At 37.8% G+C, this 12936-nt stretch carries 13 protein-coding genes; 8 read left to right on the forward strand and 5 right to left on the reverse strand.

Features of this window, described 5'->3' with window-relative positions:
- Positions 1 to 16: 16 nt before the first annotated feature.
- Together SANK73390_RS19800 and SANK73390_RS19805 are read left to right on the forward strand one after the other, a co-directional pair.
- The gene (locus tag SANK73390_RS19800; RefSeq protein ID WP_462768067.1) at positions 17 to 1210 is read left to right on the forward strand and encodes a porin; all 1194 of its coding nucleotides are present in this window, start codon (positions 17 to 19) and stop codon (positions 1208 to 1210) included.
- A gap of 9 nt (positions 1211 to 1219) precedes the next feature.
- A complete protein-coding gene (locus SANK73390_RS19805) occupies positions 1220 to 1627 on the forward strand; it encodes a type 2 periplasmic-binding domain-containing protein (protein ID WP_462768068.1) in 408 nt (135 codons plus the stop codon).
- Positions 1628 to 1684: 57 nt separating this feature from the next.
- Here the strand turns inward: SANK73390_RS19805 and SANK73390_RS19810 are convergent, their stop codons facing one another.
- On the reverse strand, positions 1685 to 2878 hold the full coding sequence (locus SANK73390_RS19810) for a cellulase family glycosylhydrolase (protein WP_462768069.1): 1194 nt from the start codon (positions 2876 to 2878) through the stop codon (positions 1685 to 1687).
- A 169-nt stretch (positions 2879 to 3047) separates the two neighbouring features.
- Between SANK73390_RS19810 and SANK73390_RS19815 the strand changes: the two genes are divergently transcribed.
- Entirely contained in the window at positions 3048 to 3395 is a 348-nt protein-coding gene (locus tag SANK73390_RS19815; RefSeq protein ID WP_462768078.1) for a VOC family protein, read from the forward strand.
- A 165-nt stretch (positions 3396 to 3560) separates the two neighbouring features.
- Here SANK73390_RS19815 and SANK73390_RS19820 read toward each other — a convergent pair whose 3' ends face one another.
- Complete coding sequence (locus SANK73390_RS19820) at positions 3561 to 4295, reverse strand: oxygen-binding di-iron domain-containing protein (protein WP_462768070.1); 735 nt, start codon at positions 4293 to 4295, stop codon at positions 3561 to 3563.
- Positions 4292 to 4909, reverse strand: a complete 618-nt coding sequence (locus tag SANK73390_RS19825; RefSeq protein ID WP_462768071.1) for a chemotaxis protein — start codon at positions 4907 to 4909, stop codon at positions 4292 to 4294. Before SANK73390_RS19825 ends, SANK73390_RS19820 begins: the two co-directional genes overlap by 4 nt.
- 573 nt (positions 4910 to 5482) lie before the next feature.
- Here SANK73390_RS19825 and SANK73390_RS19830 point away from each other — a divergent pair.
- The 4 genes from SANK73390_RS19830 (at position 5483) to SANK73390_RS19845 (ending at position 10167) form a co-directional block, all read left to right on the forward strand.
- Positions 5483 to 8008, forward strand: a complete 2526-nt coding sequence (locus SANK73390_RS19830; RefSeq protein WP_462768072.1) for a sensor domain-containing protein — start codon at positions 5483 to 5485, stop codon at positions 8006 to 8008.
- 227 nt (positions 8009 to 8235) lie between these two features.
- The gene (locus SANK73390_RS19835; RefSeq protein ID WP_261593622.1) at positions 8236 to 8394 is read left to right on the forward strand and encodes a YqaE/Pmp3 family membrane protein; all 159 of its coding nucleotides are present in this window, start codon (positions 8236 to 8238) and stop codon (positions 8392 to 8394) included.
- A gap of 100 nt (positions 8395 to 8494) precedes the next feature.
- Positions 8495 to 9064 carry an elongation factor P-like protein EfpL gene (gene efpL, locus SANK73390_RS19840; protein WP_462768073.1) on the forward strand — a complete coding sequence of 190 codons (570 nt, stop codon included), beginning with the start codon at positions 8495 to 8497 and terminating at the stop codon, positions 9062 to 9064.
- Positions 9065 to 9342: 278 nt separating this feature from the next.
- Positions 9343 to 10167, forward strand: coding sequence for an ATP-grasp domain-containing protein (locus tag SANK73390_RS19845; RefSeq protein WP_462768074.1), 825 nt, complete (start codon positions 9343 to 9345; stop codon positions 10165 to 10167).
- A gap of 59 nt (positions 10168 to 10226) precedes the next feature.
- Here SANK73390_RS19845 and SANK73390_RS19850 read toward each other — a convergent pair whose 3' ends face one another.
- Positions 10227 to 11321 (reverse strand): PAS domain-containing protein, encoded by a 1095-nt coding sequence (locus SANK73390_RS19850; protein WP_462768075.1) that lies wholly within the window; start codon positions 11319 to 11321, stop codon positions 10227 to 10229.
- A 504-nt stretch (positions 11322 to 11825) separates the two neighbouring features.
- Between SANK73390_RS19850 and SANK73390_RS19855 the strand changes: the two genes are divergently transcribed.
- Entirely contained in the window at positions 11826 to 12035 is a 210-nt protein-coding gene (locus SANK73390_RS19855) for a cold-shock protein (protein ID WP_261593627.1), read from the forward strand.
- 81 nt (positions 12036 to 12116) lie between these two features.
- Here SANK73390_RS19855 and SANK73390_RS19860 read toward each other — a convergent pair whose 3' ends face one another.
- Positions 12117 to 12878 (reverse strand): substrate-binding periplasmic protein, encoded by a 762-nt coding sequence (locus tag SANK73390_RS19860; RefSeq protein WP_462768076.1) that lies wholly within the window; start codon positions 12876 to 12878, stop codon positions 12117 to 12119.
- Positions 12879 to 12936: the final 58 nt, after the last annotated feature.

Here is a 12936-nt window from a genome sequence, read left to right on the forward strand (position 1 = left end):
CACTTGGGATGACACAATGAAAAAACAATTGATAGCTGGGGCTTTGTGCTGCGCCTTAAATGGTACTGCTTATGGAGCCGATTTACGTATTAACGGTTTTGCTTCTATTGTTGCAGGCTCTGCCTCTGATGACAATATGGCCGTATTTGGATATGAAGATGAAGTATCATTTAGCAATGAAAGTATGTTCGCTATTCAGGTTTCGTCTGACTTAGGAGATGGGTTAAGTGCTACGGCTCAGATAGTCTCTAGAGGTCGGGATGATTATGATGCTAAGTTTGAGTGGGCGTATGTATCTTATGATATAAATGATTCACTGCGTATAAGTGCTGGTAAAATGCGTTTACCTTTGTTTCGCTATTCAGACTTTATTGAAGTAGGTTACGCATACAGATGGATACGTCCACCTCAGTCAGTATATAACTTTGCATTTTCTACTCCAACGGGGCTGAGTCTTTTACATAACACTCAAATTGGCGATTGGGACTCTACTGCGCAAGCTGTTTATGGGCGTTTTGAAGGGGACTTTATCGCTGTTACTGGTCAAGACCGTGGTAAGTTAAATGATATTCTTGGTTTTAATTGGACCATGACTCGAGATTGGCTCACTTTACGAGCTTCCTATGTTATGGCAGAAACTACCATTAGTCTTGACAACTCAGCCCAGTTAACCGGTTTGGCAAATGCATTACAGCAATTTGGGATTCAAGATGAATATAATAAGTTGTTAATTAATGAAGATGATGGCACGTTCATCGGTGTAGGTTTTGCAATTGATTATAATAACTTTTTACTTGATGGCGAATATACCGAAATTGAGGTAGACAATAGCTTGCTTGCTGAGCAGTCACAATATTATATTTCGGTTGGGTATAGAATAAATGATTGGACTGTGCATTTAACTTACGAGGGTAATGATGATGAACACCCAGCGAGTCGTTTTAATCAAGTGCCTGAAACCATTACGGCAGCTAATGGAGAGCAAATAAGGGTTTCGACAGACTCAACTAACCCCAATGCACCTCTTATTAAAGATGCAATGAATAATGCTTTACGAACAGCTCATAACGACACTAATACAGTATCTGTGGGCGCGCGTTATGATTTTCATCCATCTGCTGCGCTCAAGGTCGAGTGGAGCCGTCTAGATAACGACCTAAGTAATCAAGACAATGATGTGATAGCCGTTGCTATTGATTTGGTATTTTAGGGGGCACATATGAAAAAATATTTTGTGGCAGGCACACTATTAGCTGTCAGTGCCGCTATACAGGCAGAAGTAGCAGTCATAATTAACCCAAGCAATAACGCTGCGTTAGACAAAGAAGCCATTGCAAAGATTTATTTAGGTAAAATGAAGTCTTTTAGTGATGGTACTAAGGTTAATGCTGTCGGGTTAAGCAGTGGCGACTCAGTGGGTAAGTTCACAGCTAATGTAGTCGGTAAATCAAGTAGTCAATATAAGGCGTATTGGTCGAAGTTGATATTTACTGGCAAAGGAACACCTCCAGAAGCGTTAGGCAGTGAGCAAGCTGTGATTGACTTTGTTGCAGCAAATACCGACGCGATTGGTTATGTTGATAGTGCAAAGGTAACAGATAGCGTCAAAGTAGTCGGTAAGTTTTAAATATTAATGGCTACTTGTACAGTTACAAGTAGCCTGCTTTCAATAGGCTTCCATTCATTAGCGACCATTAAGTATTTGTTGCTTTACCCATATTCCAGCCTCTTTTAATTGTGAGTCATCGAAGTTACCTTGTTGGCAAGAGCCAGCTTTAAAAACAGCACCAGAGCGCCAATCATCGGAGTAGTTCCAATTGGTCCAGCTAATTTTTTTATTGGCCATGAGATCAATATAAGCTTGCGCACTAACAAAGTCATTTTCATCTTCACCTTTGTAATTCTGAGTGCCCCATTCGGTTACGAAAACAGGCAGTACATCAGAGGCTTTATCTAGCATATTACGGTGAAACTCCCGATGAGATGCGGCATAAAAATGGAAGGTATACATAATATTGGCAAATGGTAGCGGGCTATTCACTATATCCATATAACTGCCTCCATCAGATGCGCCAAATGTTGACCAACCATGCGTACCCACCAGTACCACTGCGTCTGGGTCTAAGTCACGAATGACAGGAATTACTTCGATTGCATAATCATGAATACTTTGCCAATTTACACCGTTTGGCTCATTGGCGATATCATAAATAATATTACTGCGGTGTTTATTAGCCAATACAATATCATTGAAAAACTGCTTAGCGGCTTGTAAATTTTCGTTCGGATCACCAGGGTTTAATTGGTGCCAATCTATTAGTACATACATATCAAGGTTGGAAGCCATTGTAATGAGTTGGTTTACTTGTTCTGTAAAGCCTACAGGGTCGGTTATATAGCCACCTTCTTGAACATAGAGACTTAAGCGAACAATATCTGCCTGCCATTGCTGTGCTAACACTTCCATTGATTTTGTTGTTAGGCATTTATTTAAGCCAAACCATTGTAGCCCATGAGAACTCATGCCTCGTAATTGAACGGGTATTTTGCTTTCGTTGCATAGTGTTGTACCACATACACTGAGCTTACCATGGCGACTAAATGGCCCACCTTGTACCGGAGGTTGAGTTTCACATAACCCCAGCTTTTGCCAAGCACCAGTGCTGCCAGGTATTGCATTAGTCCACCAGTTAGCACGATATAGAACACCTTGGTGGTGCATTTTATCCCCAGCAAGTGCATGATCATAAACTCCAGCCCAATTGCTCTGAGTCCAATTAGGATATTCGTTGATGTCGTGGCAGTTATTTGCATAACTATGTGAATAAAAAAGCAATAGAAAGAGTAAACCTGACGCGGTAATTATTTTCTTGATCATAATGATCTCCTATAGTTAACATATTGTATCAAGGTCAAATGTACGTGCTGTATTATTTTTAACCAATAGACATTGGTCGTATATAATGGGAGAGTAGTGATATTGTGTAGTAAACAAGAATAAGCGGATTATTTATTCGCATTAATGCTTTACAGGGAAATAGATGAATATGCAAAACCATATTAATTATGTTGAGTTTGCGGCAGCAGACTTGGCGCAAACAGAGCGGTTTTTTAATCATGCATTTGCATGGCAGTTTGAACATTATGGACCGGATTATATTGCTTTTAGTAATGCAGGTTTAGAGGGGGGGTTTTATCGTAGCGACTTGGCTGCCAGCACAGCTAACGGTAGTGTTTTAGTGGTACTTTATAGCTCTGAATTAGAGCTGATAAAGGAGAAGGTGCTACAAGCGGGTGGGGTTATCAGCAAAGAAATTTTTAGCTTCCCAGGTGGTCGCCGGTTTCATTTTATTGAACCAAGTGGCAATGAATTAGCAATTTGGTCAGATGCTTAATACCAATTTACATAAATATTTAATCAAAGTTTAGAATTAAATTTCTCATTTAAAACAAGTCAATAGTAAAATTTACACCCTGTTATTGAGTAGGTTTTCTTGGCTAAAAATAAGCTCTTTTTTCAGGCGATTAATGGTATAAAAGCAAGTTTACGTTAGTGCAAGCTATTCGCAGGCACTACCGACATCTAGGCGTGCAAACCACTCTAAAAACTCATGTACCATATCTCCTTTAAATATTCGGCCATGTTGCGGTGCCATCATGTCGACTTCTAATTCGCGAACACGTGAAATCCAATTGTTTTTAGCGCGATTTGAGGGCATCCAGCGACGATGAAAATATTCCATATATTTTATGTGGCTCGCAAAATCTTCTACGAACATAGGAGGTTCACCTTTTTCTAATGCCGCGCCGATATCACCACTCATTAAAATCTTTGCTTTGGGGTCATACACATTAAAGTTACCAGAGGAGTGCAAATAATGGGCAGGGATAAATTTCAACGTTGCTTTAGCTATTTTTACTTCACCTCCTTCGTCTTTGATAGGTTGATAATTAATGTTGTCTATTCCAAAGTGCCGGATAAAGCCTTCCCAAAGCCATGGCGCATACAGTGTTGCATGTGGTACTGCTTTGTCCCAAAGTCCAAGTGATGAAATAATGTCTGGGTCTTGGTGTGACGCAAATAGGGCAGTGATATTCTCGAGCTTTACGTGTTTAAGGAGGCTTGCCAACATAGGTGAAAATAGCTCGATTCCACCAGGGTCTAAAATAATAGCTTCATCAGCGCTTTTTATTAAGTATTGGTTGGTATCTATGATGCTCTCAGACTTTTGTGAGTCCCGCCCCAGTACTATCCAAGAATGTGTAGCTGAGCTGTAGATTTCTGTTGATTTCAACGTAAAGCTCCTCTTATTAGGTGCATCTCTTTTAAATTGTCATTGATGGCTTGCTTTATTTTTTTTGCAGCGCTGGTGATAAAATTTGATACCGACTGTAAGCTCTCACTAAACTCTCCAGCATTAGAGGCTTCAACACGACTAGTGACCGCGATATATTCTGCGCTGCGCATCTGTTTTAAAATGTCGTCAAAATAACCTTCTAAGTGAGCAATGGCAGATTCTAGTTGTTTCATTGTTCTTAGAAGATCTATATTTCCTTGATGTTGTAACTGAACAATGTCACGGTGATTGGTGATTTCAAACGCAGTATTTAAGCGTTGTTGAAATTCGCTATACCTCACTACGGCTAAGGCAATGGCAAATAGATTACTGGAAAGCAGCGAAATACTTTTGGTTGTTTTGATTGTCAGTTCAGAGAATTCATCAATAAAATTTGTAATAGGCTTAAACCCATAGGCTGAGTCACCCGCTCTGAGTGCCACAACACGCGCATTTTTAGCGGTTAGCGAGAGGTTTTTAGCTTCTTGCAAAATCTTGTCTAAGTTGGAAACTATATTCGCAACACGAACAAAATTTTCAATTGCTAAAGTTACTTTACTTTTATTGGTCATCAAAGATACTCATATATTGCAATTTTTAGAGCATAGATAACTTTCACTTTATTCGCCCAAAAAACCTATAAAAATCTGCAATATTGAGCCGCAGCCTTGCTAAATGTGTATCTCTGACTCATATTTTTAACTGAATGAACTGCCCCATTTTGTAAACCAAGGTTAGGTTGGCCACATGAAACATCTGTTTTTTGGGTTTTGGGTTATTTAGCAATCGTCATTGCTCTATTATTTCAACTACCATCAGAACTTACTATTATCTCCTTAAGCGGCGTGAGTGTTTGGTTGCTTGGAGCTATGATCAATCAAGCATTTTCTATACGTGCAGCAATATGTTTTATTGTTAGCTTAATCATTTTTGTTGCTTTGTTTTTTCTCCCAATTAATTACTATTTGGCAAGTGTTTTAATATTTTTAAACTTGATAGCAGTTTTATTACTTAGTGAATTATTAGTAAATAAGTGCAACTTTGACGTGACTCTCAGTTCGGTTAAAAAAATAGCCATTCAAATTACACAATTCACAATCTTGCCATCACTGTGTTTTGGAGTTTTGAGCTGTGTGATAGCAAGTATGCATACATCATTCAGCTTTTCATTTTTATTAGCTGTTTGGGTTGTGACCAATACGCTAGGGTTGTTAATAGGTACGCCTTTTATCTTATTATACCAAGCCCGAGGCGATGTATACCTTCAAGAGGTTTATAAATTTCGTCACATTTTGTTATGTTTTGTGATGATAAGCCTTATGGCAATGACTGCGCTATTCTCATGGAGCGTATTTACTATCATGACAGTGGTTTTACTGGCAGTAAGTGCTGTTTTGTATAGTTTTAAATTACTGAGTTTGGTTGGCTATATTTTAGGTGGCTCCGCTGGCATTGTATGGTATGCAAATGTCCCCTTGCTCAATGATAATATGCTTAACTTAGGGTATACGCTGTTTGTCACCCTAGTCTCAGGTTATTGCATTGCATTAGTACTGTGGCGGTATAAAAAAATTACAAACAATTCTTATATGCGCTTAAAGCAACTCAATATTAATTTTGAACATACCTTTGAATTGAGTCCAGAAATGTTGCTCACGCTCAACAGTGACGGGGTTATCTTGGAGGTAAGCGAAGGGTTTTTATCAGCTATCCAAATTTCAAGATTACATATAATTGGTAGGAGATTAGATAGTTTTATATCAGACAAAGATAAGCAATCTTTTTTATCGCACCAACTTAATTACGCGCACAAATTTAAATTAGATGCCCTAACTTTAGTCGATAAGTATGGCAAAAATTTGATAGTTAATTTTAAAGCCCAAGTTTTTGAATTTGAGCAAGGGCATTCTACGCTATGTTTTTTGCAAGATATATCTGAGCAAATAAAATTAGCTGATGTGTTAGAACAAGAAAAAGAATTGTTAGAGGTGACTTTAAGCTCTATCGGTGATGGTGTTATTTGTACTGATGTAAATGGCAAAGTCACTTACATGAACCCTGTCTCAGAAGCGATATTAGCGAAACTGACTCGTGAAGTTGAAGGGATGCCATTTGATGAAGTTATGCCGCTCTATAATGAAGATACCAAACAGCCTATTAGGGGCCTTATCGAACAATGCATTAAAAACAATCAGCTAATGGGGTTACCCGAATTAACCTGTGTGAGAAACCACTTACAGCTTGAGTTTGCAGTACAAGATTCTATCTCCCCTATTTACCTTAAAAATGGTGAAATAGTAGGCGCAGTTATGGTTTTTCAGGATGTGTCTGAATCTCGTTTAATGTCTAGAAAGCTAAATCATATGGCTCACCATGATGTGCTTACAGGATTACCTAATAGGCTTTTATTACAAGATAGATTGTCGCAATTTTGCAAGCGAGCGAAAAGAGAAAGCCATAAATTTGCAGTGGCTTTTGTTGATTTAGATAAATTTAAAAAAATTAATGATTCTTTAGGACATGACGTGGGTGATTTATTGTTAAAACAAGTGGCCTGTCGCTTTACTCGGAGCATACGCGCTTGTGATACAGTGTCACGAATGGGGGGGGATGAATTTGTTTTGTTGCTAGATAAGACGAAAGACAAGCATCAAGTGGCGAAAGTAGTTAAAAAAATACTCAATTGTGTGTCAGGTGGATATGAGTTAGACAGTACTCACGTTGAACTATCGGTTAGTGCTGGAATAGCAATATATCCGCAAGATGGTGACTGTGCCGAATCTTTAATGAAGCATGCTGATACGGCGATGTATCGAGCCAAAAAGGTCAGCAAAAGTGATTATGAATTTTACAGCATAGAGCTTGATCAGGCCGCAGAACTTCGTATAGCGCAAGAAGCAGCTATTGTCAGTGGAGTGCAAGAAAACGAATTTATACCTTATTATCAACCCGTTGTTAATGCGCAGAGCTATTTATTAGAGAAGTTAGAAATGCTTGCTCGTTGGCAACATCAAGGCGTATTACAGGGCCCTGATAGCTTTATTAACATTGCCGAAGAAGCTAATTTAATTGAGAAGGTATCGAATCAATTATTAAACCAAGCTTTTAGTGACTTTTCTGGTTGGCTTAAAAAAATGCCAACGCTGATATTGAGTGTAAATATATCGGTATTGCAGCTTGTTGAGCCTAAATTTGTTAAAGCGTTTACTGCGTCTTTAAATGAGTACAACATTCCACCTAACAACATAGAGATAGAGATTACAGAGTCCTCATTAGTGTCCAATATTGAAGCGATGAAGCAAACACTTTTTGAGGTTCAGGAGTGTGGGATTAAAGTGGCAATTGACGATTTTGGTACAGGTTACTCTAGCCTCAGTTATTTAAAATACCTAAATTTTGACACGATTAAAGTAGATCAAAAGTTTGTTGCAGAGCTTACTCAGGGAAGAACGAAAGGGGAATTGGCCATTGTTATTGTCAATATGGCAAAGAGTTTACATGTTAACTGTGTTGCTGAAGGCGTTGAGACTGCTGAACAAGCTACAAAGTTAGCCGAAGCTGGGTGTCAGCAGCTGCAAGGTTATTACTTTTCTAGACCCAAGTCGGCACAAGATATTGAGTCAATTATTAAAGTAGATCAAAGCATAAGTCAGTCTCGTACAATTGGATAATTATTTTATGAGGAAGATAGAGAGAACTAAAATCTCTATCTACCTCAAATGGAAGAGCTAATTGAGTTAAGTTAAGCTGCTAAACAAAATACCGTAATCTTTGTTTATTTTATTTTGTTAAAAATGTTAGCTTGCATTGCAAAGGTGGGTTTTTGCATTAGCCTTAAAGTGGGCGAGTTGGTTGTGCTGAACTACGTTCCTAACAATTCATAATTATGGAGAAGACAATGAATAAACTGGTGTTGATCATATTGGCAATTATATTTCCACCTATTGCAGTTGCGTTAAATAGTGGTGTAGGTAAAGACTTAGTTATAAATATTTTGTTAAGTATTTTGTTTTTTGTACCTGGCATAATCCATGCGTTATGGCTGATTTTACGTTAGTCGATATAACGCTATAAGCTTAATTTATCTGGCCTTAGTGCTTGGCTATATGGCAATAACGTGGTAATTTTTTGCCAAAATAATTTTAAGAGAAATAGTCATGCCTAAGGCCAGTGAAATAAAAAAACATGCAGCAATTGAATATAACAATCGCGTAATGATTGTAAGAGATATAGAGCGCTCAGTGCCACAAGGTAGAGCAGGTGGTAGTTTGTATCGCATGCGTATGTACGATGTTGTCAATGGTGGCAAGGTTGATGAAACATTCAAAGCGGATGAAATGCTAACCCTAGCTGACTTAGTACGTCGTCCAGTGATGTTTTCATACATTGATGGAGATGAGTATGTTTTCATGGATGATGAAGATTACACGCCATATAATCTCAATAAAAGTAGTATTGAAGATCAAGTGCTATTTGTTAATGAAGATACGAAAGGTTTACTCGCTGTGGTTGTTGAAGGCTCGCCAGTATCAATTGATTTACCCTCAAGTGTTGAACTTGTTATAGAAGAGACTTCACCTTCAATTAAAGGCGCTTCTGCAAGTGCCCGCACCAAGCCCGCAACACTCACTACAGGCCTTGTAGTACAGGTGCCAGAACACATCTCTACAGGTGATAAAATTCGCATCAATACTGATGAGAAAAAATTTATGGGTCGCGCAGATTAATACTGTTTTTTAGGTTGTGGCTTATCGCTTTTTGCGTACTCGCAATCTATTCTGATTTTTAATACAGCACATAAACCAATGAACGCAGTAATGCAGATCTTTTAAGAGACCTTTACCTTAGTCAGGAAGACAACAGACGTCTGTTTGGGTACTGCCGTTTTCCTAATTAGTTATTTTGAACTTGCTTGAGGATCTCATCACTTTAAACGAGTGGTTTTTATGAAGGTAGAGCATTATTCTTCATTGGTTTTTTACACTTAGCGAGAGCAAAAAGTAATATGGAAAATAATATAAAGTGCCTTGTGAAAGCTTGTGATGAGATGGGACTTGAACACCAATTTATAGACTCAGAACAAAACTTTGTACGTGTTAAAATGGACAATAGTTGGCAATATTTCGAGCTTAATAAAACGCCGTTTAACTCAGAAGTAGCATTTTGCATTTGTAAAGATAAAAGCCATAGCTATCAGTTATTGAAGGATATTGTTCGTTTTCCTACTACGTTGAGCTTTTTAGATTTTAATGTGGCAGCTAAGTACAATCAGTATAAACAGCATAATAGTATGGCGTCAGCGCTTGCTAATATAGATGATAACCTCAAATACCCTGTTGTTGTAAAACAAAATAAAGGGGCATTGGGTGAAAACGTGTTTTTATGCGCGGATGCATTAGAAGCAGAAAGTGCGCTAAAGGCAGTATTTAACCGTCAATCAGAACATTATGATTATTTAGCGCTTGCCCAATCATTTATAAAACCTAAAGCTGAATATCGCCTACTTTGCGTATATGGGAAACCTGTTTTGGCCTACCTACGTGGTAATGCAGCTGCTACTTTTAATGTTAAGTACTGGGAGCAAGGGGAGCAAGCTTCGTTAGTAACAGATCGCACGTTGTTTAAGCAACTAGCTGACTTTATTGCCCCTATCTACAATGAATTTTCCATGGGTTGGGTAGGTTTTGATATTATTATTGATGAACACGATGAACTTTACTTAATTGAGTTAAATGCATCACCTCAGTTTAATAATTTTATCGAAAATAATGGCTCTGACCTTATTGTTGAAGCATACAAACAAGCTCTTGGTATATTAAGTAAAAAATAATTTTGTCAGTGAAAAAGTTTGGAAGCACTCTGTGCTACTGAGTGCTCCAATACAGTTCGTTATTTGATAAATGAAAGAAGTTGGTTGCCGGCAGCAATTGTATTGTTTTCACCAGAGAAAATATTATCAGCATCTCTGTTAACAAAAACACTGTCTACCCAATCGGCAACATCTTTGTTAAACATTGACAGCATTTCCATCGGTAAATCAGCATCATCAGGTTGCTTGCGCAATATATTTGCTACTTCATCAATTATTAATGCACCGTCGTTAAACTCGACGCAAAAATACAAGTTATTGGCAATTTCTTTCATATAGTTTGCAATGTTCTGATAATTGACTCCGCTATTGAGTGCTTCCGCCATACCTATTTCAGTATCTAATTCTTTTATCGACTCAGTTAAGGAGGTAATGTCATCTTCTGCAATTGGGCTTTCTTTCCAAAACTGCTCGGCACTGATTGGAGATTTGTCTGTTTTGTTACCCAGTGCCCCCATTTCATCGGGTGAAAAGTCGAAAAACGCATTTTCAAATAAATCTTCATTTTCTTCAGTACGTAAATTCGCGTTATAAATTTTTTCATTACTTTTAAGCGTTTCTACTACTTCTGTTGTAATAGTTGCGCTGCTTGAGTTGCTTTCATTACTTGTGCCTCGCTTAGCTTGAGTGGCATAAAAGCGCTTAAACAGCTCGTTAGTATCCTTGATTTGTTCAGCCACACGTTTGAGGTTGCTTAAGTCTTTTTGCATAGATATGTAGTGTGTTACTTCGTTATTTTCATTTTTAACCTCAGAAATATTCCACTCAACAGGGTAAACAGAGCCATTTTTTCTATAATTCATTGAAGCGCCATAAAAGTAACCATTTTTTTTCAATGCAGGTGTAATTTTTCTGATCACAGTATGGTTGCTATCAGGGCCTTGAAAAATGCGTGGTGATTCGCCCACAAGTTCTGCCAGCTCGTAACCGGTATGATCGCAAAATACCTGATTAGCATACACAATGGGGTAACCTTGTGATTCATCCGCTGTGGTTATGACAACAGCATGGTGAGAGTGCATAAGCACTTGCTTGAGAAGTTGCAGCACAGAGCATTCTTGCATAAGTTGACTAAAAAAAACGGTTTCTTCTAAGTCTGATGTTGTTTCACTCATGACTTCAACCTTTTTGAGTTTTTTGGTGTACTCTAAAGTTAGTGCAAAGCTGCTTAAAAACCAGCACTTATATTTTAAATACGCTGGATAAATTAATTTTAGCGTTTAGCAAGCACTTAAGGGGGCTGGTTTTTTTGATTACATACAGGTCCGTTATGGTAAGTGAATAGATAACCAACAGAGGTATCACGAGCTCAAATATTCTTTTTTAAATTCTTTTTTATTATTTTTTTTAGCGTGATTAATTCAATATTATTACAAATTAAAAGTGTTAATAGAGTGTCATAGAAATTTCATTTCATCGGCCGCAAAATCGGTTGACTTGGCAGTTCATCTCGTTAGACTGAAATCAGACAAAAATATATGTCAGTGTTTATAAATCTCCATTACGTTGTTGTATAAGTTATACTTGTAGTACCGTCCTGAAGTTTTTAAGTACCGTCTAATTTTTGCTCTATGCGCCCAGATGGGCATAGTTAAATTTTTAAATCAGGATATCAAGATATGTCTAATACAGTAACTGGCACAGTTAAGTGGTTCAACGAGTCAAAAGGTTTTGGTTTCATTGCTCAAGAGAATGGTCCAGACGTTTTTGCTCATTTCAGCGCAATTAAAGGTGACGGTTTCCGCACTCTAACTGAAGGCCAACGTGTTGAGTTCACTTTAGCTACAGGCCAAAAAGGTCCACAGGCAGAGAACATCACTGCAATCTAAGCTTTTGGCTTATATGATCATATAGAAGCAAGTTAAGGCTTGCTTTTTTTATGTTTAAACTTTTTATTCAATCAATCCACTCTAATGATAACCTGTCAGTACTTCTTGATAAGCTTGAGTGCGTTTTATACCTTCAAATGCGATGCGTAATTTTTTAATGACTTCATCTGGGGTATGAATATTCGCCGCTAAATAACCATGTAAAGATAAATTTGGTACACTTAATAAGAAACGGAAATGGCCTTTTGGAAGGTTTAAAGTATCAGCCATAGACTTAACGTATCTAGGGTCATCAAGTACAAGATCGACTTTATTAGTGACTAATAATTTATATGACTGAGTAATGTCAGATGTCAACACGTAATCAAAACCATATTCCTTTAATCTTTCAACTGCAATGTCTCCTCTTTGTATAGCAAGCCTATATTTTTTTGCATCTTCTAAAGAGTTTACAATCACATCACTACGATATGCATTGGTGACAAAGCCAAGTTCAAATTTAGCAACTGGACCAATCCAATGAAAGTGTTGCTCTCGTAAAGGTGTTCTAGCAATACTGTAAATCAAGGTGTTTGCTTGTTCGCTTGCAACTTTAAACGCTCTTGCCCAGGGGTAGATTTGATAGTTTGCTTTTAAACCACTGAGCTGCAGTAATTCTTGTACAAGCCCAGTGCTAGTACCACCCACAACTCCATTACTGTAGGTTTGATTAGGTGGAGATAGCTCTGTTACTACGGTTAGCGTTGGCAGTGCTAAAACGTCATAGCTATTGCATCGAAGACTTAAGCATAAAAAGCACAGGCCAGTTAATGCTAACAATAAATACTGTCTATTTTTTACCACAGTGCTACCTAGAATATGTGCGTACATTAAAGTATAGCAAAATAGTTTTCACACAGTG

This window comes from Pseudoalteromonas sp. SANK 73390 (genome assembly GCF_054966645.1).